We start from the raw sequence: 26,630 nt of genomic DNA, 5'->3' as shown, positions 1-26,630 counted from the left end.
TCACCGAAGCTGCTGCCTGAAAAAGGCGATCGCCTCTGCGTTCAGCTTCTCGTGAAAGGCCACGCGGTCGAAGCCCCCGGCGTCGTTGCAGATCTCCGGCAAGACCTTGGCCATCGCCTCGGAGCAGGGCGCCAGGAAGGCGAAGTGCGCGGAGTCGGCCGGCACCCGGAAGTCGGGCGGCGACGGCAGGCCGCGCCGCACCGCCTCCACCCGTGCCGGCATCACGCCGTCTCCACCCCGCTCCGAAGCCCAGAGCTGGATCGGGATCTTCACGTCCTTGAGTACTTGCGCATCATTGAAGAAGCTCAGCGGATCGGCGATCACCGCGGCCTTGATGCGTTCGTCGCGCACCGGCGGTGCGACCGGCAGCTCGTTGCGGCGGGCCTGCACGCACATGGGCACCGTCGAATTTTTCTCGCACCATGTGAGGCCGGAGCGGAAGTCCGGTACGGCGCCCGCCAACACGAGGCCGGTGTAGCCGCCCCGCGAAAAACCGAAGAAGCCGATCTGTGCGGGGGCAATGCGTTCGGGCCACACGCGCAGCAGGTAGTCGACCAGCCGCTTCATGTCCATCGGACGGCTGATGAAGACCGAGAGGTCCCGGTGCCGGCTCATGTCCTCGAAGTTGTCGCCCGAGTGGCTGATGGCGGCCACCACGAAGCCGGCGTCGGCGAGCGCGGCGGCCGTGTCGCGGTGCCCGAGGAAACTGCCACCCGCACCGTGCGAGATGACGATCAGCGGCCACTTGCCGCTTTGGATCGGGCAGTCCTTGGCCACCTGCAGCGTGATCAGCGGGCCGAGTGCCAGGGGCGCGGGGGATGCGGCAGCGGCGGCCGCGGCATCGCACGGATACCAGACCGCGCCGCGCAGCGCGGGCCCGTCGGCATCGGCCGGCACTTGAAGAAAGGTGAAGCCCGCGGCATGGGCCGGCATGCCCGACAGGCAGAACAGGGCCACCAGGGCGGCAAAGCGAAGCAGTTGCATGGGGTGTGCGCGTCGGAAGCAGGGCGTTATGCTGCACGCCATTGTCAACAAAGTCACCTGCTTCCATGTCATCGACTGAAACCCTCAAAGCCGGCCTGGGCACCGATGCATCTTGCGACGTGATCGTCATCGGCGGCGGCCCCGCCGGTTCGACGGTGGCGGCGCTGCTGGCGCAACAGGGCCGCAGCGTGGTGCTGCTCGAAAAGGCGCACCACCCGCGTTTTCATATCGGCGAATCGCTGCTGCCGGGCAATGTCGAGCTGTTCGAGAAGCTCGGCGTGCGCGACCAGGTCGAGAAGATCGGCATGCCGAAATTCGGCATCGAGTTTGTCTCGCCCGAGCATGAGCACCGCAGCTATGTGGAGTTTGCCGAGGGCCTGGACAAGACGCTCGATTCCGCCTGGCAGGTGCGCCGCTCCGACCTGGACGAAATTTTGTTCCGCAATGCGGCCACGCGCGGCGCCCAGACCATCGAGGGCTGCAAGGTGCGCGACGTGGCCTTCGACGACGACGGCGCGACGGTGCAGGCCGAAATGGACGACGGCGCCAGGCGCAGCTGGCGCGCCCGCTTCGTGGTCGACGCCACCGGCCGCGACACCTTCCTGGCCAACAAATTCCGCTGCAAGGAAAAGAACCCCGACCACAACAGCACCGCGCTGTTCGGCCATTTCACGAATGCCGAGCGGCTCGAAGGCAAGAAAGAAGGAAACATCAGCATCTGCTGGTTTCCGCACGGCTGGTTCTGGTTCATTCCGCTGGCCGACGGCACGACCAGCATCGGCGCGGTCTGCTGGCCGTATTACCTGAAGACGCGCGACAAGCCGCTGAAGGAGTTTTTCTACGACACCATCGCGCTGTGCCCGGTGCTGGTGGAGCGCCTGAAAAACGCCACGCTGGTCGACGACGCGGTGCATGCCACCGGCAACTTCTCGTACTCGAGCACGCACGCCACGGGCGACCGCTACCTGATGCTGGGTGACGCCTTCACCTTCATCGACCCGATGTTCTCGTCGGGCGTGTACCTGGCCATGACCAACGCCTTCGACGGCGCCAAGCTGATTGAAACGGCGCTCGACCGGCCGGCCGAGCTGGCCTTGGCGCGCAAGGGTTTCGAGGCCATGTCGCGCAAGGGGCCGCGCGAGTATTCGTGGTTCATCTACCGCGCCACCAACCCGACCATCCGCGACATGTTCATGCACCCGGGCAATCCGTTCCGCGTGAAGGAAGGCCTGATGTCGCTGCTGGCCGGCGACATCTACAGCGGCAAGCCGATGTGGCGCGCGCTGGGGATGTTCAAGTTTCTCTACTACGTGATCTCGGTCACGCACATTCGCCGCAGCTGGCGGGGCTGGAAGCGCCACCGCTTCAACACCCGCGACATGGGCCTGCTCAAGGGCGAGACGGTGCTCAAGGCCGACTGAGTTCGGCCTGCATCATCCAGCGGGGAGAGCGTGCGGTCCGTCACGCCGCCCGCAGCGGGATGATTGACAGATCTTTTCCCACAGGCGACTAGACGCCGCTCGCCTCCCACAATCCGCCGCGCGACTCCCGATCCACGGGAGCGGATTCAGGGAGTAAACAGTCAATGAGCGCAATTCAGATCATCCAGGACCACGACAAGTGGCGCAGGGGCCTCGGCGGCGCGCCGGCCGGCCTGGCCAACCAGTCAGACGGCAATGCCTACGCCGGCCTGGACCTCAACCTCATCACCTTCGATTCGTGCGTGTTCGCAGGCAGCAGCTTTGTCTCGACCACCTTCAAGGACGCCGCCTGGGGCGCGTGCCAGTTCAACAACTGTTCATTCAGCCATTGCGACATGCAGCGCATCCGCATGACCGCCTGCGCCTTCGTGAACTGCAGCTTTTCCCAATCGCAGCTGCAGGCCAGCCAGTTCAGCGCCTGCAGCTTCACCGGCTGCACCTGGACCAGCCTCTGCCTGGACGCCGGCCGCTGGTCGCGCGTGAAGGTGCTGGCGTGCAGGGGCACGCGGATCACCGGTGTGGATTTGCAGGGCGAGCAGGTCGATTTCACGGGCAGCCGGTTCGAAGACATGCGGCTGACCAACGCGCGCATCAACTGAGCATCAGCCCCACGCCGTGCGCGAAGCCCGCAGTGTCGCCACCGCATGCGCCACGCCCAGATGGGGGCTGCTGAGCACGTCGACGCCCAGGTCCGCGAGCAGCGGCGTCACCGCCGCCATCGAGGCCTGTGCCAGCACCACGACATCCGCCTTGCCGACCGCGCCGCGGATCGCCTCGGCCAGCGTTTCCACATAGCGGCCGTGGTCGCCGGCCTCGAAGTGCGGCCAGGCGTGCGCGACCAGCAGCGCGCTTGGGCGGGTGCCCACGCCGGCCTGGGTGGCGGCCGAGACGATCAGCGCGGTTGTAGGCTCCAGCGTGCTTTCGACGGCCGCGACGATCAGCACGCGCGGGCCGGTGCGCACCGCGCGGTCGGCCATGGCGCGGTCGATGCGCTGGGCAGAGAAAGCACCGCCGGTCGCGGTCTTTTCGGCGATGCCGCCGATGGTCGAGCAGGTGCACACCACCACCGTTGCGCCGTCGGACGCGGCCTCGCGCATGGCCGCATGAACGCGCGAAACCAACGCGGCATTGTCGGTGCCGGCCACGCGCGCATCGGCCAGCAGCTCTTCCATGACCAGGTGGCCCACCTTCAGGTCGGGCGCAAGCTGGCGGGCCAGGCGGTCGAAGGTCTGCACATGCGCCTGTGCCGTGTGGAGGAATGCGAGCGCATCGGCCATACGGTTCGGCGGCGTCAGCCGGCCTCGCGGGCGCGTTGCGCCTCGTAGGCCTTGAGGTGCACGTAGGCGGTGCGCAATACCGAGGGTGTGGAGGGCAGCTGTTGCGAGTTGCTGCCGGGCGCGCGGCGGAGGAGGTCGCCCACGATGTGGTCCGCCTCGACCGGGGCGCCGCGCACCATGTCCTTGTACATCGAGGCGGTCATCGGCGAGCCGGCCGCGGTCAGCACCGCGCGGCCGCGCTGCAGGGCCGCGGGGCGGGGCGCAAAGCCGTTGTGCGCGGCGATGGCGCAGCATTCGTCGAAGATGGCCAGCGCCACGTCCTGGCCGCCGGCCGCGACGATGTCGCCGATGGAGGCGCGCATCAGGCTGGTCAGGCCTGCCGCCGAGGCGATGAAGACCCACTTTTCCCACATGTCCTGCGCGATGGTTTCGCTGGCGGCGGCGTCGAACTTCGCGCCCTCGAACTGAGCGGCGATGGCGTCCACGCGCGCCGAGCGCCCGCCGGCGCGTTCGCCGTAGCTCAGGCCGTGCATGTCGTTGAGGTGCAGCACCCGGCCTTCGTCGTCCAGCGTGGCCGAGATCATGCAGAGGCCGCCGAGCACGCGCTCCTGGCCGAAGCGCTCGACCAGCCGGTCGATGTGCTTCATGCCGTTCAGGAGCGGCAGGATCACGGTGCCGGGGCCGACCGCGGGCGCGAACGAATCCATCGTCGAATCGAGGTCGTAGGCCTTGCTGCCGACCACCGCCACGTCGTAGGGGCCGTCGATGCCGTCGGCCAGCACATGCCGGGGCGCGGGCAGCTCGAGGTTGCCGAAAGGGCTGTGCACCACCAGGCCGGTCCGGGCGAGCTGCGCCGCGCGGCGCGGACGCAGCAGAAAGGTGACGTCGCGTCCCGCCTCCAGCAGACGGCCGCCAAAGTAACCACCGAGTGCGCCTGCACCCACCATCAGAAATCTCATCGCGCATTGCTCCCCAAAGCAGAAGTTCGGCGTCCATGATGCCCGCGTGGGCGCGATGCCGCATGAGCTTTTGCAGAAAAGGTCTTGGGCGATTCGCATAATCGCGTTCGCCTTTCCCTCCAACCCTCGTTCAAGGAATCACTCATGGCACAGACCCGGATCGCCGTTGTCGTCGGCAGCCTCCGCAAGGATTCGTTCAACCGCAAGCTTGCGCTCGCGCTGGCCCACCTCGCGCCCTCGGACTGCACCTTCGAGCATGTGCGCATCGACGACCTGCCGCTCTACAACCAGGACGACGACGGCAACCAGGCGCCGGCTGTCAAGCGCCTGAAAAGCGAGATCTCGGCGGCGCAGGGCCTTCTGTTCGTCACGCCCGAATACAACCGCTCGTTTTCGGGCGTGCTCAAGAACGCGATCGACCACGCCTCGCGTCCCTACGGCCAGAGCGTGTGGGGCGGCAAGCCCGCCGGCGTGCTGGGCGTGTCGGTGGGCGCCATCGGCACCGCGCTGGCGCAGCAGCACCTGCGCAATGTGCTGGCCTACCTGGACGTGCCCACGCTCGGTTCGCCCGAAGTATTCCTGCAGGCCAAGGACGACCTGTTCGACGACAAGGGCCACATCGGCAACGAAGCCACGAAGAAATTCCTGCAGGGCTGGATGGACAAGTACGTCGCCTGGGTCAAGAGCCACTCGGCCGCCTGACGGCCCGCGCGATCGACGCGCATGAAAAAGCCGCCCTGATTCCAGGGCGGCTTTTTTTTGGCGGAACCCCCGGGCTCAGGCGGCTTGGGCCACGTCCTGCTGGTTCGCGGCTTCGGCCGTCGCTGCCCGGATGTCGGTGCGCGCGGCGGCCAGTGCGGCGGCCTTGGGCTCGTCGCCCATCGCCACGCCCTCGGCGCGCACGATGCGCACGTCGGTGATGCCGAAGAAGCCGAAGATCACCTTGAGGTAGCTCTCCTGGTGCTCGGCGCCCTGGCCCCAGTCGCTGGTCGAGTAGACGCCGCCGCGGCTCGAGGCCACGATCACCGTCTTGCCGCCGGCCAGGCCCACGGGACCCTTGTCGGTGTACTTGAAGGTGCGGCCGACCTGGCCGAGGCGGTCGATCCAGGCCTTGAGCTGGGTCGGGATCGTGAAGTTGTAGAGCGGCGCGCCCACCACAACCACATCGGCCGCGAGGAACTGGCTCACCAGCTTTTCAGACAGCGCGTTCTCGCGTTGCTGGGCTTCGGTCGGCTCGGCCTGCGGACCGGTCTTGATGGCGAGGGCGTCGGCGCTGAAGTGCGCGGGGGCGTCGACGGCCAGATCGAGGTACTCGACCGTGGTGTCGGGGTGGGCGGCCTTCCAGGCGGCCACGATTTCCGCCGTCAGCAGGCGGGAGGTCGAATAGGCACCGAGGATGCTGGAGTCGATGTGGAGCAGCTTCATATCAATCACTTTCGTGTGGATGGTGTCGGCGCTCAAAAGTGGCCGGCGTTGCGAGAATTCTATTTTTGGGTCGAGTAATTGATAAGTAGCCAAAATTTGCATAGATCGTCCTGATTGCAGGACAATCGACGCCATGCAAGACCTCAACGACATGGTTTTCTTCGCTGAAGTGGCCGAGCGCGGCGGTTTCGCTGCCGCCAGCCGGGCGCTCGGCATTCCCAAGTCGCGGCTCTCCCGCCGCGTGGCGGAACTGGAGGAGCGCCTGGGCGTGCAGCTGATGCAGCGCAGCACCCGGCGCCTGTCGCTCACACCGGCGGGCGAGATCTACCTGCGGCACGCCGCCGCGATGCGCGACGCGGCGCAGGCCGCGGCCGAGTCGGTGGCGCAGGTGCAGAACGAGCCGAGCGGGCTGGTGCGGCTGAGTGTTCCGATCACGATGGCGTACAGCGGGGTGGCCCAGTTGCTGCCGATCTTCATGGAACGCTATCCGGCGGTGCGGGTCGACGTGCGGGTCATCAACCGCCCGGTGGACCTGATCGAGGAGGGCTTCGACATCGCGCTGCGCGTGCGGCCCGTCGTCGAGGAAAGCGCCACGCTGGTGGCGAAGGTCCTGGGCACCGGCCGTGGGGTGCTGGTGGCCAGCCCGGCGCTGATGCAGCGGCAGGGGCCGGTGGAGACGCCGGCCGATCTCGCGCGGCTGGACACCATGGCGATGTCGGTCAACGGCGACGGCCGCGCCGAATGGCGGCTCGCCGGCCCGAAAGGCAAGGCCTACGTCCACACGCACACCCCGCGCTACGTGGCGGACGACATCGCAACGCTGCAGATCGCCGCGATCGCCGGCATCGGTGCCACGCTGCTGCCGGGCTACATGTGCGCGGCCGACATCGAGGCGGGCCGGCTGGAAAAAGTGCTGTGCGACTGGGGGCCGGAGGAGGCCATCGCGCACATGGTGTTTCCGCCGCGGCGCGCGCTGGTGCCGGCGGTGCGGCGGCTGATCGATTTCCTGTTCGAGCACCTGCAGGGCATCGAGGGTGCGCCTTTGCTCAGGCCGGATGGAGAACCCTGCAATTCCCACCCCGTTATGCGAAAAACGACATAACCAAACAAGTAGATATTCGTTTGTCATCCTTGCCCGGGTTCGCACAATCCGAAGCTCCCATCCCCCAGGAGCGACCATGGCTACTCTGCGTCTCGGCGACACCGCCCCCAATTTCACCCAGGACTCCAGCGAAGGCCCCCTCGACTTCTACCAGTGGGCCGGCGATTCGTGGGTGGTGTTCTTCTCGCATCCGGCCGACTTCACGCCCGTGTGCACCACCGAACTGGGCAAGACGGCGGCGCTGTCAGGCGAATTCGCCAAGCGCGGCGTCAAGCCCATTGCGCTCAGCGTCGATCCGGCCACCAAGCACAAGGAGTGGATCTCCGACATCAACGAGACGCAGAACACCACCGTCAACTTCCCGATCATTGCGGACGCCGACCGCAAGGTGGCCGACCTGTACGACCTGATCCACCCGAACGCCTCGGCCACGGCCACCGTTCGCAGCGTGTTCATCATCGATCCGAAGAAGGTGATCCGCACCACCATCACCTACCCGGCATCGACCGGCCGCAACTTCGACGAGATCCTCCGCGTGATCGACTCGCTGCAGCTCACCGACAGCCACAAGGTGGCCACGCCCGTGAACTGGAAGGACGGCGACGACGTGGTCATCGTGCCGAGCATCCAGGACCCGGCCGAACTGGCCGAGCGCTTTCCCAAGGGCTTCAAGGCGGTCAAGCCTTATCTGCGGATCACGCCGCAGCCCAACAAGTAAGCGGCACAGGCGGCATTCGCACATGCAGACGCGCGTCGTCATCGTGCCCGGTTGGAGGGATTCCGGTCCCGGCCACTGGCAGAGCCTGTGGGAGGAGCGCATCCCCGGCGCCGCCCGTGTGGTGCAGGACGACTGGGCTTCGCCCAGGCGCGAAGCCTGGGTCTTGACGCTCGCGAAGCTGGTGCTCGATACGCCCGGCCCGGTGGTGATCGCGGCGCACAGCCTGGGCTGCATCGCCACCGCGCATCTGCCGGCCGAGGCGGCAGCACGCATCCAGGGCGCGCTGCTGGTCGCACCTGCCGACCCCGAGCGCCGCGCCGCGCTGTCCGACTTTGCGCCCGTGCCTTATGCGGCGCTGCCGTACCGCAGCATCGTGGTGGCCAGCAGCAACGATCCCTATTGCCCCATTCGGCTTGCGGGTGCGTATGCGCGCGCCTGGGGCAGCGAGTTCGTGCGGATGCAGAATGCGGGCCACATCAACGTCGATTCGGGGCATGGCGATTGGCCGCTCGGCCTGGCTCTGCTCCAATCCCTGACCGACGAGCCCGCCGCCTGGGCGGCGGATCGAGAAATTTCAGAAACCTTGGCAATCACATGACTTCCAGAATCAAGACCTTCGTCGCCGTGCTCGCGCTGGCGTCCTCCGCACTCGCAGGCAGCACCGCCTTTGCCCAGGGCACGGGGCTGCTGAACGCCTCGTACGACGTGGCCCGCGAGTTCTACAAGGACTACAACGCGGCCTTCGTGGCGCACTACAAGAAGACCACCGGCAAGGACGTCAAGATCGACCAGTCGCACGGCGGCTCCAGCGCCCAGGCGCGCGCGGTGGCCGACGGCCTGGATGCCGACGTGGTGACCATGAACACCTCGACCGACATCGACTTCCTGGCCAACGCCGGCGTGGTCGCCAAGGACTGGACCAAAAAATTCCCCGAGAACGCATCGCCGACCACCTCGACCATGCTGTTCCTCGTGCGCAACGGCAACCCCAAGGGCATCAAGGACTGGGACGACCTGATCAAGCCCGGCGTGCAGGTGGTCGTCGTCAACCCCAAGACCGGCGGCAACGGGCGCTACGCCTACCTGGCGGCCTGGGGCTACGTCAAGAAGAAGGGCGGCACCGATGCGCAGGCTGCCGAGTTCGTCGGCAAGCTGTTCAAGAACGTGCCGGTGCTGGCGCGCGGCGGCCGCGACGCCACCACCGCCTTCCTGCAACGCAACATCGGCGATGCGCTGATCACTTTCGAATCGGAAGTGGTGTCCATCGACCGCGAATTCGGCACCGGCAAGGTCGACTCGGTGTACCCGTCGATCAGCATCGTGGCCGAGAACCCGGTCGCCGTGGTCGAACGCACCGTCGCCAAGAAGGGCACCGGCGAGCTCGCCAAGGCCTACCTCGATTGGCTCTACTCTGAAGAAGCGCAGGAAATCGCCGCCAAGCATGCGCTGCGCCCGCGCTCGCAAGCCGTGCTCAAGAAGCATGCCGCCACCTTCAAGCCGCTGCAGCTGTTCACGGTGCAGGAACTCTTCGGCAGCCTCGGCGATGCACAGAAGGTGCACTTCAACGACGGCGGCCAGTTCGACAAGCTCTACACGCCCGGCGCGAAGTGAAGTACACCCCCAGTCTTCGCGCACTTCGTGTCGCTTCGCCAACCCCCTTGCAGGGGGCAACACCTGCGGCCCGGCAAAGCCGGTTCCGCGGTGTTTCGCGAAGGGACCGGCGGACCAACAACGGACCCTTCTCATCATGAGTGGTGTGACTTCTTCGGCGCTCCCAACTGCGGGAGCGCCTTTTTCGCGTGCCAACCGGGCAGGGGGCGCCAAGCGCGTGCTGCCGGGTTTCCACATCACGCTCGGCTTCTCCATTCTTTACCTCAGCCTGATCGTGCTGATCCCGCTGTCGGCGCTGGTCTTCAGGACCTTCACGCTGACCTGGGACCAGTTCTGGGTGGCCGTGACCGCGCCGCGCGTGATGGCCTCGTACCGCCTGACCTTCGGCGCCTCGCTGCTGGCGGCGATGGTGAATGCGGTGTTCGGCCTGCTGGTGGCCTGGGTGCTGGTGCGCTACAAGTTTCCGGGCAAGCGCATCGTCGATGCGCTGGTCGACCTGCCGTTCGCATTGCCGACGGCCGTGGCCGGCATCTCGCTCACGGCGCTGCTCGCGGGCAACGGCTGGATCGGGCAATTGCTGGAGCCGCACGGCATCAAGCTGGCCTTCACGCCGGCGGGCATCGTGATTGCGCTGATCTTCATCGGGCTGCCGTTCGTGGTGCGCACGGTGCAGCCGGTGCTGGAAGACGCCGAGAAGGAACTCGAGGAAGCCGCCACCTCCCTGGGCGCGACGCGCCTCCAGACCTTCACCAAGGTGATCTTTCCGTCGATCGGGCCGGCGCTGTTCACCGGCTTTGCCATGGCCTTCGCGCGTGCCATCGGCGAGTACGGCTCGGTGATCTTCATAGCCGGCAACATGCCGATGATTTCGGAGATCACGCCGCTCATCATCATCGGCAAGCTGGAGCAGTACGACTACGCGGGCGCCACGGCGGTCGCGCTGGTGATGCTGGTCATTTCCTTCGTGCTGCTGTTGTTCATCAACGGCCTGCAGGCTTGGCAGCGTCGCCGCTCGGGAGGCTGACATGAGCGCACCTTCCAAGATCATTCGCCGCACGCAGGCCGGCACCACCGAGGCGCCCTGGGTGCGCTGGACGCTGATCGGCATTGCGCTCGCGTTCATGTTCCTGTTCCTCGTGCTGCCGCTGGCGGCCGTGGCCGTGGAGGCGCTGCGCAAGGGCGTGGATGCGTACCTCGAGGCCCTGAAGGAGCCCGACGCCTGGAGCGCGATCCGCCTGACGCTGATCACGGCCGCCATCACGGTGCCGATGAACCTGGTGTTCGGCGTGGCCGCGGCCTGGGCTGTCGCCAAGTTCGAGTTTCGCGGCAAGGCCTTTCTCACCACGCTCATCGACCTGCCGTTCGCGGTGTCGCCGGTGGTGGCCGGCCTGATCTACGTGCTGGTGTTCGGCGCGCAGGGCTGGCTCGGCCCATGGCTGGCCGAGCACGACATCAAGATCATCTTTGCCGTGCCCGGCATCGTGCTGGCGACCGTGTTCGTGACCTTCCCGTTCATCGCCCGCGAACTCATCCCGCTGATGCAGGCGCAGGGCACCGACGAGGAGCAGGCCGCCATCGTGCTGGGCGCAACCGGCTGGCAGACCTTCTGGCGCGTGACGCTGCCCAACATCAAGTGGGGCCTGCTGTACGGCGTGATTCTCTGCAACGCGCGCGCCATGGGCGAGTTCGGCGCGGTGTCGGTGGTGTCGGGCCACATCCGCGGCCAGACCAACACCATGCCGCTGCATGTGGAAGTGCTCTACAACGAGTACCAGTCGGTGGCCGCTTTCGCCGTGGCTTCGCTGCTGGCGATCCTGGCGCTGGTCACCCTGGTGATCAAGACGATCATCGAATGGCGCCATGAGCGCGAGATGAAGGCGATTGCCGAGTTGCCGCCCGAGCGGCCGCCTGAAGCGACGGCGACTTGAGAGAGTAAAAAATTATGAGCATCGAAATCCGCAACATCAGCAAGCAGTTCGGCGACTTCCGCGCGCTGCGCGACGTGAACCTCGACGTGGAGTCGGGCGAGCTGGTCGCGCTGCTCGGGCCCTCGGGCTGCGGCAAGACCACGCTGCTGCGCATCATCGCGGGGCTGGAGACGGCCGACGCGGGCAGCATCCTGTTCTCGGGCGAAGACACCACCGACGTGCATGTGCGCGAGCGCCAGGTCGGCTTCGTGTTCCAGCACTACGCGCTGTTCCGCCACATGACCGTGTTCGAGAACGTCGCCTTCGGCCTGCGCGTGAAGCCCCGCAAGGAGCGCCCGAGCGACGCGCAGATCAAGGCCAAGGTGACCGACCTGCTCAAGCTGGTGCAGCTCGACTGGCTGGCCGACCGCTATCCCTCGCAGCTCTCCGGCGGCCAGCGCCAGCGCATTGCGCTGGCCCGCGCGCTGGCGGTGGAGCCCAAGGTGCTGCTGCTGGACGAACCCTTCGGCGCGCTCGACGCCAAGGTGCGCAAGGAACTGCGGCGCTGGCTGCGCCGCCTGCACGACGAGCTGCACGTCACCTCGATCTTCGTCACCCACGACCAGGAAGAAGCACTCGAAGTGGCCGACCGCGTGGTGGTCATCAACAAGGGACAGATCGAACAGGTCGGCTCGCCGCAGGATGTGTGGGACAAGCCCGCGAGCCCCTTCGTCTACGGGTTCCTGGGCGACGTGAACCTGTTCCACGGCCGCGCCGACAACGGCCAGGTGCAGCTGGACGGCATGCGCCTGGATTCACCCGAGCACAGCGGCGCGCGCGACGCCAAGGCCATGGCCTACGTGCGGCCGCATGACCTGGAAATCAGCCGCTATGTGGCGGGCGCCACCGGCATCGTCGCGACCCTGTCGCGCGCCATCGTGGTCGGTCCGACCGCGCGGCTGGAACTTGAGCCCACCGAATCGAATCCAGATAATCCGGGCTCCGGAACCATCATCGAAGCGCAACTCCCTGCGCAACAGTTCCGTGACCTGGGCTTGAAAGAAGGCGACACCGTCGTTGCCAATCCACGCAAGGCCAGGGTGTTCGTAGAAGAAGATTGGGTGTCTCCTTGATCGATTGGTACTTCGGCGCACCGCGCCGCGCGCTGGCGCTGATTTGCCTGGCCTGCGTTCTCATGCTGGCCTTCGGGCTCTACCTGCAGCACGTGGTCGGGCTCGAGCCTTGCCCCATGTGCATCGTGCAGCGCTACGCGCTGGTGCTGGTGGCGCTCTTCACCGGGCTGGCGTCCGTCTTCCGCAGCCGTGGCCTGCAGGTCGCGGGCGGGGTGCTGGCGCTGCTGGCCGCGGTGGGCGGCGCCTACACGGCGGCCTCGCACAGCTGGATCCAGTGGTATCCGCCTGAAGTCGTGTCCTGCGGGCGCGACCTCTACGGAATGATCGAGACCTTCCCGCTCAAGCGGGCGCTGCCGATGATCTTTCGCGGCGGCGGCGACTGCTCCCAGATCGACTGGACGCTGTTCGGCCTGACGCTGGCGAACTGGTCGTTCGTGGCGTTCACGGTGCTCTCGCTGATGCTGATCACACTGCTTCTGCGCCGGCGCACCGCGCGCTGAGTCCTTTTTTTCTCCGCTGCATCCGCCACGGCGTGGCGCGTTGTCCTGAAAGGGGCGGCGCGCCATGCCGTTCTTCCTTGGGCGAATCAGTGAACAAGCGCGCGTAAAGGCCGTTCGGGGAACTCCCGCTTCGGCAGGCCTTCAGAAAGCGGGGCTAGGATCAACTCGTTCTGGGCGCAGCCGCACCTTCCACTCCACCTCATTGCATGCCAAATACCCCTCCGCGGCGATCGCGCAAAGTCTTGCCCGGTATCGCCGCGCTTTTCGTCCTGGCCGTTGTCGCCTATCTCTGGGCCAGCCCGGCCAAGAAGCCCGAATACCTCACCGCCACCGTTCAGCGCACCGACCTGGAGAACGCGGTGCTCGCCACCGGCGTGCTGCAGGCGCTCAAGCAGGTGGAGGTGGGCGCGCAGGTCAGCGGGCAACTGAAGTCGCTGAAGGTCGTGCTCGGCCAGACCGTGAAGAAGGGCGACTGGCTCGCGGAAATCGACCCGGTCATCTCGCAGAACACGCTGGCACAGGAGCAGGCCAAGCTCGAAAACCTGCAGGCGCAAAAGCTCGCCAAGGAAGTCCGCGTGAAGCAGGCCGAGCTCACCTGGGCCCGCCAGCGCGAAATGCTGGCGCAGGATGCCGCCCCTCGCCAGGACATGGAAAGCGCCGACGCCGAACTGCGTGCGCTGCGCGCCGACGGCGTCTCGCTGGACGCGCAGATCCGCCAGCAGAGGCTGGCCCTGGCCTCGGCGCAGACCAATCTTTCGTACACCCGCATCGTCGCGCCCATCGACGGCGACGTGGTCTCCATCAGCACGCTCGAAGGCCAGACCGTGGTGGCCGCCTTCCAGGTGCCCACGCTCATGAAGCTGGCCGACCTGTCGACCATGACGGTGAAGGCGCAGGTGTCGGAGGCCGACGTGGTGCGCGTGAAGGCCGGGCTGCCGGTGTACTTCACCATCCTCGGCGACCCCGACAAGCGCTACCACGGCACGCTGCGCGCGGTGCAGCCGTCGCCCGAAAAGATCAACAACGCGGTGTTCTTCAATGCGCTGTTCGACGTGCCCAACCCTGATCGCACGCTGCGCGTGGACATGACCGCGCAAGTGGCCATCCTGCTGGGCGAAGCCAAGCAGGCGCTCACTGTGCCGCTCACCGCGCTCGGTGCGCGCGACAAGGACGGCCGCCAAGAGGTGCGCGTGCTCAAGCCCGACCACACCGTGGAAACGCGCAAGGTGCGCGTGGGCATCGCCAACAACTTCCAGGCACAAGTGCTCGAAGGCCTGAACGAGGGCGACAACGTCATCACCGGCGATGCATCGGCGCTCGAGACGGCCGTCGGCAATGAGGGCGGTGGCGGCAGAGGAAAGCGCCAGTGACCGAGCCGCTGCTGAAGCTGCGCGGCATCGGCCGCAGCTTTCCGTCGGGCGAGTCCGAGGTGCAGGTGCTCAAGGACGTCGACCTGGACATCGGCCACGGCGAAATGCTGGCCATCGTCGGCGCCTCGGGCTCGGGCAAGTCGACGCTGATGAACATCCTCGGCTGCCTGGACCGGCCGAGCACCGGCACCTACACCGTCTCGGGCCAGGATGTGGGCACCCTCGACAGCGATGCGCTCGCGGAACTGCGCCGCGAGCACTTCGGCTTCATCTTCCAGCGCTACCACCTCATGCAGCACCTGACGGCCACCGGCAACGTCGAGGTGCCCGCCGTGTATGCCGGCACCGAGCGTGCGGCGCGCGACGCGCGGGCGCGTCAACTGCTGGCGCGCCTGGGCCTCGAAGACCGCACCGAGCACCGGCCCAGCCAGCTGTCGGGCGGCCAGCAGCAGCGCGTGAGCATTGCGCGTGCGCTGATGAACGGCGGCGAGGTCATCCTGGCCGACGAGCCCACCGGCGCGCTGGACCGCAAGAGCGGCCAGGAGGTCATCGGCATCCTGCGGGAGCTGCATGCGCAGGGCCACACGATCATCATCGTGACCCACGACATGCAGGTGGCCAGTTGTACCGAACGCATCATCGAACTGGCCGACGGCCTGATCGTGAACGACCGTCCCAACGTGCCGACCGTCGCGGCGCCCACGCAAGCGGCAGGCGCGGAAGCGACAGCGCCACCGGCGATGACGCGGCCCAAACTCGGCATCGCCCGCTTGAGCACAGGCTGGGCCCGCTTCGCCGAGGCCTTTCGCATGGCCTGGCGCTCGATGATGGCGCACCGCATGCGCACCGCGCTCACCATGCTGGGCATCGTCATCGGCATCACGTCCGTGGTGTCCATCGTGGCCATCGGGGAGGGCGCCAAGCGCTTCGTGCTGGCGGACATCCGCGCCATCGGCACCAACACGCTGGACATTTATCCCGGCCGCGATTTCGGCGACGACAAGGCCGCGAGCATCCGCACGCTGACGCCGCCCGATTTGCAGGCGATTGCGGCGCAGCCCTATGTGCACGGCGTGACGCCCGCCACCATGCGCAGCCTGCGCCTGCGCTACCGCAGCGCCGACATCAACGGCAACGTGAACGGCGTGAGCGACGCCTTCTTTCGCGTGCGCGACATGCAGATGGCGAGCGGCGCGGTCTTTACCGCCGAGGACGTGCGCCACCAGTCGCAGGTGGTGGTGATCGACCAGAACACGCGGCGCAAGCTCTTTGCCGACGGCACCGAACCGGTCGGCAAGGTCATCCTGGTCGGCAACCTGCCGTGCACCGTGATCGGCGTGGCGCAGGAGAAGAAGGCCGTGTTCGGCGAGAACAAGGCGCTCAACATCTGGCTGCCCTACAGCACCGGCGCGAGCCGCATCTTCGGGCAGCAGCACTTCGACGGCATCACCGTGCGCATCCGCGACGACCAGCCGACCAAGGCGGCCGAAGACAGCATCGTGCGGCTGCTCACGATGCGTCACGGCACCAAGGACTTTTTCACCTTCAACATGGACAGCATCGTGAAGACGGCCGAGCGCACCAGCCAGTCGCTCACGCTGCTGCTCTCGCTGATCGCGGTGATCTCGCTGGTGGTGGGCGGCATCGGGGTGATGAACATCATGCTGGTGTCGGTGACCGAGCGCACCCGCGAGATCGGCATCCGCATGGCGGTGGGCGCGCGGCAGAGCGACGTGCTGCAGCAGTTTTTGACCGAGGCGGTGCTGGTGTGCCTGGTGGGTGGTTTCATCGGCGTGGTGCTGTCGTACGGCATCAGCTTTCTGTTTTCGTTGTTCGTGACGCAATGGCAAATGATCTTTTCGATGGGGGCCGTGGTGTCGGCCTTTTTGTGTGCGTCGCTGATCGGCGTGCTGTTCGGCTATTTGCCGGCGCGCAATGCCGCGCGGCTGGACCCTATCGAGGCACTGGCTCGTGAGTAAGCCCGGTCTTGCTCAGGGTTCGCTGGCCGTAGCCTTGGCGTTGGCGCTCGGCGGCTGCACGCTGTTTCAGCCGGAGCCGCGCGAGCAGCGGCCGCTGGAAGTGCCGCAGGTGTGGCAGCAGCCCCAGCCCGGCACGCCGAGCGCGGCATCGATGCTCCCGGCGCGCTGGTGGCGCGCGTTCAACGATCCTCAACTCGATGCGCTCATCGACAGCGCATTGCGTACCAACAACGACCTCGCCGCGGCCGGCATCCGTGTGCAGCGTGCCCAGTTGCAGGCCGGGCTCGCAAATACCAACCTCACGCCGGGCGTGGCGGCGCAGGCCAGCACCGGTCGAAGCTACGACTTGAAGCGCGGGGGCACCGCCGGATCGAGTTCGTCGTCGCTGGTGACGCTGAGCTACGAGCTCGACCTGTGGGGCCGGCTGGCGGCGCAGCGCAGTGCCGCCGATTGGGAACTGAAGGCCACCGAATCCGACCGGCAGGCGACCGCGTTGTCGCTGGTGGGCACCACGGCGGGCTTGTACTGGCAGTTGGGGTATTTGAACCAGCGGATCGCGTTGAGCGAAGCGGGCATCGACGACGCGCGGCGCATTCTGGCTCTGGTGCGGGCGAAATACGCGGCCGGTGCGGTGTCGGGACTCGATGTGGCGCAGGCGGGGCAGAACCTTGCGAGCCAGGAGGCGGCGCACACGCAGTTGCTGCAGCAGCGGGTGGAGGCACGCAACGCATTGGCGATCCTGTTCGACCGGCCGCCCGAGGCGGCGGCGCAAGAGCCGTCGCAGTTGCCGAGCATCGATCTGCCCGTGATCGAAGCCGGTTTGCCTGCGAACCTGTTGGCACGCCGGCCCGATTTGCGCGCTGCCGAGCAGCGTCTGCGTGCTTCGGTGGCGAATGTCGATGCGACGCGAACCAGCTTCTATCCCACGCTAAGCCTGACTGGTTCGCTCGGCACATCGAGCACGGTCCTGGGCGAGGTATTGAGGAACCCCGTCGGCACGCTGGGTGCAGGGCTGGTGCTGCCGTTTCTGCAATGGAACACTGCGCGGCTGACGGTGGCGGTCTCGCAGACGCAGTACGAAGAGGCTGTGCTCGGTTTTCGGCAGTCGCTGTATACGGCGCTTTCGGAGGTCGAGAACGCCTTGTCGTCACGCATCCAGTTGCGCGACGAGAGTGAAAAACTGGTGGTCGCGTTGCAGGAGGCGCAACGTGCGGAAAACTTGTCCGAAGTGCGTTACCGCGCCGGTGCGACTGCGTTGCAACCGGTGCTCGATGCCAAGGAACGGCGGCGGTCCGCGGAGGTGTCGCTGGCATTGAATCGGTTGAATCAGCTGAATGCGACGATGACGCTTTACAAGGCGCTGGGTGGGGCTGCTGCTACTGCTTCTGAGTAGGTGGGTAGCGGTGGGGGTTTGCGGCGATGGGTGCTGTGAGCGCGGTCGTCGATCGCCCCTCTTTGGAGCCCGCTTTTGGTCTTACTCCCTCTCCCTCTGGGAGAGGGCAGGGGTGAGGCAGGCGGCCTCAACCTCACAGCAGCGCCCGGCCTGCGGTACAGCCCCAACAACCCCTCTGTGCCGCCGAGGAGCACAGCGTTTCGCGGATCAGGGCTCGCAGCTGTTTGAGCCGCAGGCGAGTTCTGCGAGACCCCGCGAAATGCGAGCACCGCAGGGGAGCCGCAAAGCGGCCGGCACAGTGGGGTTGTTGGGGCTGTACCGCAGGCCGGGTGCTCCCCAAAAGAAGCACGACCGCCGAAAAAGCAGCGCTAAGGCTGAAAAGGCGGCGCAGAGCGAATCTTGCGCACCAACAACCCAGGCAATCGCAAAACGAACTCGATCATCAATCGCGCATGCATCCATGTCAGCAGCACGTTGTCCCGCCCATACCGGAAGTGCGAAACCCCGCCTTCTTCCGCCGTCAGGTACTTCACAGGCGCGTCGATGTTCACAGGCTTGATGCCCCGCCAGGCCAGCCGAACCACGGCTTCGGTATCGAAGTCGAAGCGCCGCATCCAGGGCTGCCGCGCCATCACCGCAATCAGGTCGGCCACCGGATACACGCGAAAGCCGTAGAGCGAATCTCCGATGCCCGCGAACAAGGTCTCGAGCTGCGTCCATCCATTCGAAATGCGCCGGCCCCGCACCCGCAACAACGGGGCGCTGGCGTCGAAGACCGGCCGCCCCAGCACCATCGTTTCAGGCCGGGCCAACGAGGCCTGCATGAACGAGGGAATCAGGTCGGCCGGATGCTGCCCGTCGGAATCCATCGTCAGCGCATGCGTGAACCCTGCATCCTTTGCCGCGCGCAGCCCGTGCAACACCGCCGCCCCCTTGCCCTGGTTTTCCGGCAACACCCACACGCGCAGCCCCGGATCGCTGGCTGCCATCTGCTGCAGCCGCTCGCCCGTGCCGTCGTCGCTGCCATCGACCACCACCCACACCGGGTTCCACTGCGCACGCGCGCCCTGGACAGTCGAGAACAGGCGTTCGCCTGCGTTGTAGCTGGGAATCAGGACAAGGTGGGTGCGCGAGGCGTCTGGCATTCTTTGGACGCGTCGGTTGCGCGCTGCTCCATGTTTTGGCGAAAGTATTGTTCGAGGTCGGCCTGCAGGATGTCGCTGTCCTGCGTCGGCGAGAAGCGCTGGCCCAGCCGCAGGGTGAAGACGATCGGCAGCGGCGGCACGCGCCACAGCGGCCAGCCCTTGCCCAGGTACGGCGAATCGGTGTCGATGAACACCGTCTGGATCGGCGCCTGCGCCAGTTTGGCGATCAGCGTCACGCCCGGGCGAAACGGATTGAGCGGCGGCGTCACCGTGCGCGTGCCCTCGGGGAAGATCACCAACTGCCCGCCGCTGCGCAGGTCGTTCACCGCCAGCCGCACCATCATGCGTGCCGACCGGTTGCTGATGTAGCGCGCCAGCCGCGCACCGGCGCCCAGGAAGATGTTGCCCATCAGGTCCGCCTTCATGATGCAGGCGCTGCGCGGCAGCCGCGCCACCAGCAGCAGCGCATCGAGCATCGTCGGATGGTTGGCCACGAAGATCACACCCGGCTCGTTGCGCATCGGGTCCAGGCACGCGGCGTCGATGCGCATCATCCCGGTGACGGATGCGAGCCACCAGAACATCCGATAGGCGAAGGCGATCGTCATCCGTCCCAGCGTGCGCGCGGGCGCCTCCGGCATCACCGGGTAGAGCAGCATCGCGACGAAATTCCACACCAGGGAGATCAGCCCCAGGAACAGCAGCAACGCGTAAAGCATCAGCGCGAGCGGGATCGCCGTAAGAATGCGCAGCACGCGGCTCATCATGGAAGGGCGAATGGGCGTCGTCACCGAGGATCGGTCGGTCGAGTGAACGATGGCCCGCTCAGGCACGCGACTCAGCGGTCGCAGCCGTCGTCGGATGCAACCGGCCAGGGGCGACCGTGTGGGCTTCGATCTCGACCAAAAGGTCGCTGCGGCAGATGTCGGCCTCCAGGTACACCGCGTGGCGTGCCATCGGGGCGTTGGCGCCGAGCGCGTCTTCGATCACTTCGCGCACGGCCTCGGTGTCCGCCGGGTGGCGCACATAGACCACGCAATCGAGCTGCGCGAGCGAGAAGACCGCCGTGCCGCGCGCGTTGGCGGCGGCGATCACGGCCTCGAGATTGCGCAGCGTCTCGCGCGTCTGCTCGCGCACATCGCCGTGGTGCACGGTCTCGTGCCCGACGATGCTCGCGGTGCCGGAGATGAGCAGCGCGATGCGCCCGTCGCCGATGTCCGACAACGCGGCGCGCGAGAAGGTCGGCGAGCGCGGGCCATAGGTTTCGGGGTAGCGGTAGGCTGAAACCTGCCGCGGATTTTCCAGAGGCACGGGCGCCGTCTGGCCCGCCAGGAAGCGGATCGACAGCGCGCCTTGGTGAATGCCCAGTGCGCAGGCCGCGGGCGCGCCCTCGAAGGCTGCGCGGCCGGCCTCGAAAAAGGCCTCTTGCCGGCCGAGGTTGAACTGGCGGTAGCGCTCCAGGCCGCCGCCGTCGGCGTTGATCTGCGGCAGGTAGTTCCAGATGCGTTGCAGGTGCGGCGCGCCGGCCTGGTCCAGCGTCTTGAACAGGTCGCGATAGGCCCGGTGAGCGAGCTCGGCCAGGCCCTGCTTCTCGGCGGCTTCATCGAGGTCGATGGCGCCCAGCAGCCAGTGGCCGTCGGTGCGCCAGCGCGCGATGCCGGTGGTGCCCGATTCGATGTGATCGGCGCCCATGGCATGCCAGACGTCGGCCATGGCGCCGTGCGACGACAGCACCCGTGCATTGACCGTCGGCATCCAGGCCACACCGTTCGGCGTGCCGTAGCCCAGGGCGGCAAACGGCGCCTTGCCGCCCGTGGCCAGCGCCAGGCTGTCGGCCAGCGACAGGCGCTCGACGCGCAGATGAGAGGAAGAAGAGGGGGAAGCGTCCTGAACTCGCACTGTCAAGCGGCCTCGGCGGATGGTTCGGGCTTGCGGGCGGTGTAGGAAGAAAAGACGCCCAGGCTCTGATGGCGGCACACCTCGGTGAAGCCCGCCGCGCCCAGCGCCTGCATCACCCGCTCGGGCGGAATGCAGGCCTCGATGGTGTCCCAGTAATAGCGCCACAGCTCGGAGGTGTTGCGTTGGCGGCCGACCACGCGGGCGATCAGGGGCACCACGGCGCGCATGTAGCCCTTGAGCAGCGCCGTCGCGATGCGGCCTTCGGGCTTGGTGATCTCGAGCACGATCACGCGTCCGCCCGGCCGCAGCACGCGATGGAACTCGCTGAAGGCCGCGGCCACATCGCTGATGTGGCGCATGGCGTAGCCCATGCTCACGAAATCGCAGCTGGCGTCGGGGCGGGGCAGGGCTTCGGCCACGCCCTGGAGCAACTCGACGCCCGGCAGCTTGACCTGCTCCATCATGCCCACGCTGGGGTCCACCCCGACGAGGCGGCCCGTGGGGCCGATGATCTTCAGCGCCTCGCGCGCCACCAGCCCGGTGCCGATGCCCACGTCGAGCACCTGGGCACCCGTTGCGAGGCCGGCCTGCGCCAGCGCCGCGCGGCGGTACGACGGGCCGGTGCCGAAGGCCAGCACGCTCTCGATGCGGTCGTAGTCCGCGGCGGTGCTGTCGAAGATGCGGCGAAGGAATGCCTGGTGCTCCGCCTCGTTCTTGTAGTACAGGGGCAGCGGTGCGTGGGGCGGGAGGATGTCGGGATTGCCGGCTTCGACAGTAGGCGATGGCGTCATCGAAAGATTATCGCCAAAAGCATAGGCCCGAATTCAGGGGCGGCGGCGAGCGTTGTGTGCGCCGGACAGTAAACTCGCGGCTTGCTTTGAAAACACAAGACAGCGAGATAGAAAGCCATGGCCGGACACAGCAAATGGGCGAACATTCAGCACCGCAAGGGCCGCCAGGACGAGAAGCGCGGCAAGCTCTGGACCCGCGCCATCCGTGAAATCACCGTGGCAGCCCGCGCCGGCGGCGGCGACCTCAGCGCCAACCCCCGGCTGCGGCTGGCGGTCGAAAAAGCCAAGGCCGTCAACCTGCCGATCGACACCGTCAAGCGCAACATCGACAAGGCCACCGGCAACCTCGAAGGCGTCAACTACGAGGAAATTCGTTACGAGGGGTACGGTATCGGCGGCGCGGCGATCATCGTCGACACCATGACCGACAACCGCGTGCGCACCGTGGCCGAAGTGCGCCACGCCTTCTCCAAGCACGGCGGCAACATGGGCACCGAAGGCTCGGTGGCCTTCCAGTTCAAGCACTGCGGCCAGTTCATCTTCGCACCGGGCACCGACGAAGACAAGGTGATGGAAGTGGCGCTCGAAGCGGGTGCCGAAGACGTCGTCACCGACGACGACGGCGCCATCGAGGTGATCACCGCGGTCGCCGATTTCGAAGCCGTCCAGAAAGCGCTGGAAGCCGCCGGCCTGAAGCCCGATGCGGCCGAAGTCACCATGCGCGCCGAGAACCCCGTCGAAGTCACCGGCGAAGACGCCGCCAGGATGCAGAAACTGCTCGACGTGCTCGAAGACCTGGACGACGTGCAGGACGTTTATCACAACGCGTCGCTCTCCGAGTGAGCGCGTTCTTTGTAATTCAGCGAACGAACAGGGCCCTCGAATGAAGGTATTGGTTATTGGTGGTGGGGGCCGCGAACACGCATTGGCCTGGCGGCTGTTGCAGGCCACGCGCGTGAGCCGCGTCTATGTGGCGCCGGGCAACGGCGGCACCGTGAGCGACGCGCGCTACGACTGCATCGACATCACCGAGCCCGCCGCGCTGCGCGAGTGGGCCATCAAGGAAAAGATCGCGCTCACCGTGGTGGGCCCCGAGGCGCCGCTCGCGGCCGGCGTGGTCGATGAATTTCGTGCGCACGGCCTGCGCATCTTCGGCCCCACGCAGGCGGCCGCGCAGCTCGAAAGCTCGAAGGCCTTTTCCAAGGCCTTCATGAAGCGCCACAAGATCCCGACGGCCGAATACGAAGCCTTCACCGACGCCGCTGCCGCGCACGCCTACATCGACGCCAAGGGCGCGCCGATCGTCGTCAAGGCCGACGGCCTGGCCGCAGGCAAGGGCGTGGTCGTGGCCATGACCGCGCAGGAGGCGCACGAGGCGGTCGACTTCATGCTGGTCGACAACAAATTCGGCGTGGCGCACAACGACGGCGGCGCGCGCGTCGTGATCGAAGAATTCCTGCAGGGCGAAGAAGCCAGCTTCATCGTGCTGTGCGACGGCAAGAACGTCACCGCACTCGCCACCAGCCAGGACCACAAGCGCCTGCTCGACGGCGACGAAGGCCCCAACACCGGTGGCATGGGCGCCTATTCGCCCGCGCCGGTGGTCACGGCCGAGGTGCATGCGCGTGCGATGCGCGAGATCATCCTGCCGACCATCCGCGGCATGGAAAAAGACGGCATCCCGTACACCGGTTTCCTCTACGCCGGCCTGATGATCGACGCGGCCGGCCATCCGAAGACGCTCGAATTCAACTGCCGCATGGGCGACCCCGAGACGCAGCCGATCATGATGCGGCTCAAGTCCGACCTGTTCGAGGTGTTCTGGCACGCCACCGACGGCACGCTCGACCAGGTCGAGCTGCAATGGGACCGCCGCGTGGCGATGGGCGTGGTGATGGCGGCGCATGGCTATCCGCTCTCGCCCCGCAAGGGCGACCGCATCACCGGCATTCCGGCCGAGGCGCCCGACGCCGTGGTGTTCCACGCGGGCACGACCATGCAGGACGGCGAACTCAAAACCAGCGGCGGCCGCGTGCTCTGCGTGACCGTGCTGGCCGACAGCGTGAAGCTCGCGCAGCAGCGGGCCTACGAGGTGGCGGCGCGTGTCAACTTCGACGGCGCGCAGTACCGCAAGGACATCGGATTCCGCGCGGTGCATGCGCGCAACACCCCTCAAGCTTGATGCAGCAAACCAACCCCGCCGCCGTCGGCGATTACCTGCGCGGACTGCAGCAGTCGATCATTGCGGCGGTCGAGGCAGCCGATGGCGGCACCTGCGTGCGCGATGCCTGGCAGAAGGAGCCGGGCGAGGTGCTGCAGGGCAACGGCCTGACCTGCATTCTTGAAGGCGGCGAATTGTTCGAGCGCGCGGGCTGCGGCTTTTCGCAGGTGCGCGGCCCGAAGCTGCCGCCCTCGGCCACGCAGAACCGGCCCGAGCTCGCCGGCGCGCCGTTCGAGGCGATGGGCGTGTCGCTGGTTTTTCATCCGCGCAATCCTTATGTGCCCATCGTTCACATGAACGTGCGCATGCTGGCTGCACTGCCCGCGGACGGCGCGCCCGTCTGCTGGTTCGGCGGTGGCATGGACTTGACGCCGTGCTACGGCTTCGAGGAAGACGCGGTGCACTTTCACACCGTGTGCCGCGATGCACTCGCCCCCTTCGGCGACGACAAATACCCGCGTTTCAAGACCTGGTGCGACGAGTACTTTTTCTTGAAGCACCGCAACGAGCAGCGCGGCATCGGCGGCATCTTTTTCGATGACTTCGCCGAGGGCGGTTTTGAGAACGGCTTTTCGCTGATGCGCTCGGTTGGCGATGCTTTTCTGCCGGCGTACCTGCCGCTGGTCGAGCGCCGTCGCCACACGCCTTGCGGCGAACGCGAGCGCGACTTTCAGCTGTACCGGCGCGGCCGCTATGTGGAGTTCAACCTGGTCTGGGACCGCGGCACGCACTTCGGCTTGCAGTCGGGCGGGCGCACCGAATCGATCCTGCTCTCGATGCCGCCGCTGGCCAGCTGGGCCTACCGCCAGCAGCCCGAGCCAGGCACCCCTGAAGCCGCGCTGTACAGCGACTTCATCGTTCGGCGCGACTGGCTGTGAGTTCTTCCGGCGGGGCTCCGCGCATCGGCATCTTCGGCGGCGCCTTCGATCCGCCGCACAACGCCCATGTTGCACTGGCCAAAGCCGCGCTGGCACAGCTGGACCTGAAAGAGCTCCACATCATTCCGACGGGTCAGGCCTGGCACAAGAGCCGCACGCTCACGCCCAAGGAAGACCGCCTCGCGATGACGCGGCTGGCCTTCGGCGATCTCGAGGGCACGGTGGTGATCGACAGCCGCGAAGTGTTGCGCGACGGCCCGACCTATACGCTGGACACCCTGCGCGAGTTGCAGAAAGAACAGCCCGGCGCGCAACTCATTCTGATCATGGGCGCCGACCAGGCCAGCGCATTGCCGAGCTGGCACGGCTGGCAGGCTATACTCGGCGCCGCTATCGTTTCTGTAGCGTATCGCGCACTATCGACGGGCGGCACTGCCCGTTTTGATCCGAAAATGCTGCCCAACCTTCCGGCTGGCGCGCGTTTCGAGGCGCTAGAACTGGCTGCCATGGACACCAGCGCCACCGAAATTCGGCGGCGCGCTGCACTGGGCCTGGACATTTCCTCGCTGGTTCCGCCCACGGTTGCACGCTATATTGACCAACACCACCTCTACCGCTCTGCCTGATGACCACTGAAGCCGCCGCCAAGAAAGACACCCAGAAACTCCAGCGAGCCATCATCGATGGTCTCGAAGACGTCAAGGCGCAGGACATCCAGGTATTCGACACCGAGCATCTGTCGCCGCTTTTCGAGCGCGTGATCGTCGCCTCGGGCACCTCCAACCGCCAGACCAAGGCGCTTGCAGCCAGCGTCCGCGACGCGGTGCGCGAGGCCGGCTTCGGCAAGCCGCGTATCGAGGGCGAGGACAACGGCGAGTGGATCATCGTGGATTGCGGCGCGGCCGTGGCGCACATCATGCAGCCCGCCATCCGCCAGTACTACCACCTCGAAGAGATCTGGGGCGACAAGCCGGTGCGCGCCAAGCTCGGCGGCGCCAAGCCTGCCGCCAGCACCTCGTCGAGCAAGGACGAGCCGGAAGACAAAAAGAAGAAGCCTGCAGCCAAGGAGCCTTCGCTGCGCCGCTCAAGCGCCGCCAAGACCGCGATCAAGGCCGCCGAGCAGGAAGCCAGGGAAGAGAAGGCTCGCAGAAGCCCTGCCCGAAAGACCACCGCCAAGACCGCGGCCAAGAAGGCCCCGGCCCGCAAGACCACGACGACCGCACGCACGCCCGTCAAGGTCATCGGCAAGCCCGCTGCCAAGAAGACCGCAGCCAAGCCCGCGGCAAAGAAGGCGCCTGCCAAGAAGGCGCCAGCCCGCCGCGCATGAAGCTCCTGGTGGTCGCCGTCGGGCAGCGCATGCCCGATTGGGCGCAGACTGCCTGGGACGACTACGCCAAGCGCTTCCCGCCCGAGCTCAAGCTCGAGTTGCGCGCCGTCAAGACCGAGCCGCGCGGCTCCAAGTCGCTGGAGACGCTCTACGCCGCCGAACGCGAACGCATCGAGGGTGCCATTGCGCGCGGCATGCGCATCGTGGCGCTCGATGAGCGCGGCACCGCACTCACCACCAAGGCGCTCGCAGCGCGCCTGCAGGCCTGGCAGGGCGAGGGCGATGACGTGGCCCTTGTCATCGGCGGTCCCGACGGCCTGGACCCTGCGTTCAAGGCCGCGGCGCACGAACGCATCCGCCTCTCCGACCTGACACTGCCGCACGCGATGGCGCGGGTGCTGCTGGTCGAGCAGCTGTACCGGGCGTGGTCGGTCAACGCAGGCCATCCGTACCACCGGGAATGACCCGGCCGGTCGCCTGGCCCGGTGAGGCGGGCCTTGCGCGGCAACGATGCCCGCGCATCCTTGATT

At 66.8% G+C, this 26,630-nt stretch carries 28 protein-coding genes; 20 read left to right on the top strand and 8 right to left on the bottom strand.

Going from position 1 to position 26,630, the window contains the following annotated elements; genetic code table 11:
• Positions 1 to 984 carry an alpha/beta hydrolase family protein gene (locus ABIC90_RS06305; protein ID WP_354353218.1) on the bottom strand — a complete coding sequence of 328 codons (984 nt, stop codon included), beginning with the start codon at positions 982 to 984 and terminating at the stop codon, positions 1 to 3.
• Between the two features lie 65 nt (positions 985 to 1,049).
• On the opposite strand from ABIC90_RS06305, the gene ABIC90_RS06300 reads away from it, so the two are divergent.
• A complete protein-coding gene (locus ABIC90_RS06300; protein ID WP_354353217.1) occupies positions 1,050 to 2,405 on the top strand; it encodes an NAD(P)/FAD-dependent oxidoreductase in 1,356 nt (451 codons plus the stop codon).
• A gap of 164 nt (positions 2,406 to 2,569) precedes the next feature.
• Positions 2,570 to 3,064, top strand: coding sequence for a pentapeptide repeat-containing protein (locus ABIC90_RS06295; RefSeq protein WP_354353216.1), 495 nt, complete (start codon positions 2,570 to 2,572; stop codon positions 3,062 to 3,064).
• 3 nt (positions 3,065 to 3,067) lie between these two features.
• Here ABIC90_RS06295 and ABIC90_RS06290 read toward each other — a convergent pair whose 3' ends face one another.
• Positions 3,068 to 3,742, bottom strand: coding sequence for an Asp/Glu/hydantoin racemase (locus ABIC90_RS06290; RefSeq protein ID WP_354353215.1), 675 nt, complete (start codon positions 3,740 to 3,742; stop codon positions 3,068 to 3,070).
• A gap of 14 nt (positions 3,743 to 3,756) precedes the next feature.
• Positions 3,757 to 4,701, bottom strand: coding sequence for a 2-dehydropantoate 2-reductase (panE, locus tag ABIC90_RS06285; RefSeq protein WP_354353214.1), 945 nt, complete (start codon positions 4,699 to 4,701; stop codon positions 3,757 to 3,759).
• 144 nt (positions 4,702 to 4,845) lie between these two features.
• Between panE and ABIC90_RS06280 the strand changes: the two genes are divergently transcribed.
• Entirely contained in the window at positions 4,846 to 5,403 is a 558-nt protein-coding gene (locus tag ABIC90_RS06280) for an NADPH-dependent FMN reductase (RefSeq protein WP_354353213.1), read from the top strand.
• Positions 5,404 to 5,478: 75 nt separating this feature from the next.
• Here the strand turns inward: ABIC90_RS06280 and ABIC90_RS06275 are convergent, their stop codons facing one another.
• Positions 5,479 to 6,126, bottom strand: coding sequence for an FMN-dependent NADH-azoreductase (locus ABIC90_RS06275; RefSeq protein ID WP_354353212.1), 648 nt, complete (start codon positions 6,124 to 6,126; stop codon positions 5,479 to 5,481).
• 133 nt (positions 6,127 to 6,259) lie between these two features.
• Between ABIC90_RS06275 and ABIC90_RS06270 the strand changes: the two genes are divergently transcribed.
• The 11 genes from ABIC90_RS06270 (at position 6,260) to ABIC90_RS06220 (ending at position 17,839) form a co-directional block, all read left to right on the top strand.
• Positions 6,260 to 7,228: a LysR family transcriptional regulator gene (locus tag ABIC90_RS06270; RefSeq protein ID WP_354353211.1), complete on the top strand. Its 969-nt coding sequence runs from the start codon at positions 6,260 to 6,262 to the stop codon at positions 7,226 to 7,228.
• A gap of 76 nt (positions 7,229 to 7,304) precedes the next feature.
• Positions 7,305 to 7,946 carry a peroxiredoxin gene (locus ABIC90_RS06265; protein ID WP_354353210.1) on the top strand — a complete coding sequence of 214 codons (642 nt, stop codon included), beginning with the start codon at positions 7,305 to 7,307 and terminating at the stop codon, positions 7,944 to 7,946.
• A gap of 22 nt (positions 7,947 to 7,968) precedes the next feature.
• Positions 7,969 to 8,544 carry an RBBP9/YdeN family alpha/beta hydrolase gene (locus ABIC90_RS06260; protein WP_354353209.1) on the top strand — a complete coding sequence of 192 codons (576 nt, stop codon included), beginning with the start codon at positions 7,969 to 7,971 and terminating at the stop codon, positions 8,542 to 8,544.
• Complete coding sequence (locus ABIC90_RS06255) at positions 8,541 to 9,557, top strand: sulfate ABC transporter substrate-binding protein (protein WP_354353208.1); 1,017 nt, start codon at positions 8,541 to 8,543, stop codon at positions 9,555 to 9,557. Before ABIC90_RS06260 ends, ABIC90_RS06255 begins: the two co-directional genes overlap by 4 nt.
• Positions 9,558 to 9,693: 136 nt before the next feature.
• Positions 9,694 to 10,581: a sulfate ABC transporter permease subunit CysT gene (cysT, locus tag ABIC90_RS06250; protein WP_354353207.1), complete on the top strand. Its 888-nt coding sequence runs from the start codon at positions 9,694 to 9,696 to the stop codon at positions 10,579 to 10,581.
• Position 10,582: 1 nt separating this feature from the next.
• Positions 10,583 to 11,485 carry a sulfate ABC transporter permease subunit CysW gene (cysW, locus tag ABIC90_RS06245; protein WP_354353206.1) on the top strand — a complete coding sequence of 301 codons (903 nt, stop codon included), beginning with the start codon at positions 10,583 to 10,585 and terminating at the stop codon, positions 11,483 to 11,485.
• 14 nt (positions 11,486 to 11,499) lie between these two features.
• Positions 11,500 to 12,597, top strand: coding sequence for a sulfate/molybdate ABC transporter ATP-binding protein (locus tag ABIC90_RS06240; RefSeq protein WP_354353205.1), 1,098 nt, complete (start codon positions 11,500 to 11,502; stop codon positions 12,595 to 12,597).
• Entirely contained in the window at positions 12,594 to 13,097 is a 504-nt protein-coding gene (locus ABIC90_RS06235; protein WP_354353204.1) for a disulfide bond formation protein B, read from the top strand. Before ABIC90_RS06240 ends, ABIC90_RS06235 begins: the two co-directional genes overlap by 4 nt.
• A gap of 206 nt (positions 13,098 to 13,303) precedes the next feature.
• On the top strand, positions 13,304 to 14,467 hold the full coding sequence (gene macA / locus ABIC90_RS06230; protein WP_354353203.1) for a macrolide transporter subunit MacA: 1,164 nt from the start codon (positions 13,304 to 13,306) through the stop codon (positions 14,465 to 14,467).
• Positions 14,464 to 16,446 (top strand): macrolide ABC transporter ATP-binding protein/permease MacB, encoded by a 1,983-nt coding sequence (gene macB, locus ABIC90_RS06225; RefSeq protein WP_354353202.1) that lies wholly within the window; start codon positions 14,464 to 14,466, stop codon positions 16,444 to 16,446. The genes macA and macB overlap by 4 nt, the downstream gene beginning before the upstream one ends.
• On the top strand, positions 16,439 to 17,839 hold the full coding sequence (locus ABIC90_RS06220) for an efflux transporter outer membrane subunit (RefSeq protein ID WP_436318172.1): 1,401 nt from the start codon (positions 16,439 to 16,441) through the stop codon (positions 17,837 to 17,839). The genes macB and ABIC90_RS06220 overlap by 8 nt, the downstream gene beginning before the upstream one ends.
• A 368-nt stretch (positions 17,840 to 18,207) precedes the next feature.
• Here ABIC90_RS06220 and ABIC90_RS06215 read toward each other — a convergent pair whose 3' ends face one another.
• From ABIC90_RS06215 to ABIC90_RS06200, 4 genes are read right to left on the bottom strand one after another with little or no spacing between them, the layout of a single operon-like run.
• Positions 18,208 to 18,984, bottom strand: a complete 777-nt coding sequence (locus ABIC90_RS06215) for a glycosyltransferase family 2 protein (RefSeq protein ID WP_354353200.1) — start codon at positions 18,982 to 18,984, stop codon at positions 18,208 to 18,210.
• Positions 18,951 to 19,775 (bottom strand): lysophospholipid acyltransferase family protein, encoded by an 825-nt coding sequence (locus tag ABIC90_RS06210; protein WP_354353199.1) that lies wholly within the window; start codon positions 19,773 to 19,775, stop codon positions 18,951 to 18,953. Before ABIC90_RS06210 ends, ABIC90_RS06215 begins: the two co-directional genes overlap by 34 nt.
• 34 nt (positions 19,776 to 19,809) lie before the next feature.
• Positions 19,810 to 20,883 (bottom strand): Rid family hydrolase, encoded by a 1,074-nt coding sequence (locus ABIC90_RS06205; protein ID WP_354353663.1) that lies wholly within the window; start codon positions 20,881 to 20,883, stop codon positions 19,810 to 19,812.
• 2 nt (positions 20,884 to 20,885) lie between these two features.
• Complete coding sequence (locus ABIC90_RS06200; RefSeq protein ID WP_354353198.1) at positions 20,886 to 21,674, bottom strand: class I SAM-dependent methyltransferase; 789 nt, start codon at positions 21,672 to 21,674, stop codon at positions 20,886 to 20,888.
• A gap of 117 nt (positions 21,675 to 21,791) precedes the next feature.
• Between ABIC90_RS06200 and ABIC90_RS06195 the strand changes: the two genes are divergently transcribed.
• The 6 genes from ABIC90_RS06195 to rlmH are packed head-to-tail and all read left to right on the top strand — an operon-like array spanning position 21,792 to position 26,564.
• Positions 21,792 to 22,517 carry a YebC/PmpR family DNA-binding transcriptional regulator gene (locus tag ABIC90_RS06195; protein WP_354353197.1) on the top strand — a complete coding sequence of 242 codons (726 nt, stop codon included), beginning with the start codon at positions 21,792 to 21,794 and terminating at the stop codon, positions 22,515 to 22,517.
• Between the two features lie 40 nt (positions 22,518 to 22,557).
• Positions 22,558 to 23,856 carry a phosphoribosylamine--glycine ligase gene (gene purD, locus ABIC90_RS06190; RefSeq protein ID WP_354353196.1) on the top strand — a complete coding sequence of 433 codons (1,299 nt, stop codon included), beginning with the start codon at positions 22,558 to 22,560 and terminating at the stop codon, positions 23,854 to 23,856.
• The gene (hemF, locus tag ABIC90_RS06185) at positions 23,856 to 24,773 is read left to right on the top strand and encodes an oxygen-dependent coproporphyrinogen oxidase (protein WP_354353195.1); all 918 of its coding nucleotides are present in this window, start codon (positions 23,856 to 23,858) and stop codon (positions 24,771 to 24,773) included. The genes purD and hemF overlap by 1 nt, the downstream gene beginning before the upstream one ends.
• Positions 24,770 to 25,399, top strand: a complete 630-nt coding sequence (gene nadD / locus ABIC90_RS06180; RefSeq protein WP_354353194.1) for a nicotinate (nicotinamide) nucleotide adenylyltransferase — start codon at positions 24,770 to 24,772, stop codon at positions 25,397 to 25,399. The genes hemF and nadD overlap by 4 nt, the downstream gene beginning before the upstream one ends.
• Positions 25,399 to 26,100: a ribosome silencing factor gene (gene rsfS, locus ABIC90_RS06175; RefSeq protein WP_354353193.1), complete on the top strand. Its 702-nt coding sequence runs from the start codon at positions 25,399 to 25,401 to the stop codon at positions 26,098 to 26,100. Before nadD ends, rsfS begins: the two co-directional genes overlap by 1 nt.
• Positions 26,097 to 26,564, top strand: a complete 468-nt coding sequence (rlmH, locus tag ABIC90_RS06170) for a 23S rRNA (pseudouridine(1915)-N(3))-methyltransferase RlmH (RefSeq protein WP_042579728.1) — start codon at positions 26,097 to 26,099, stop codon at positions 26,562 to 26,564. The genes rsfS and rlmH overlap by 4 nt, the downstream gene beginning before the upstream one ends.
• The last annotated feature ends 66 nt before the right edge of the window (positions 26,565 to 26,630 follow it).

The organism is Variovorax boronicumulans (genome assembly GCF_040544675.1).
In the GTDB taxonomy this organism is placed as follows: Bacteria; Pseudomonadota; Gammaproteobacteria; order Burkholderiales; family Burkholderiaceae_C; genus Variovorax; species Variovorax boronicumulans_D.
This window is presented reverse-complemented; position numbering and strand designations above follow the sequence as displayed.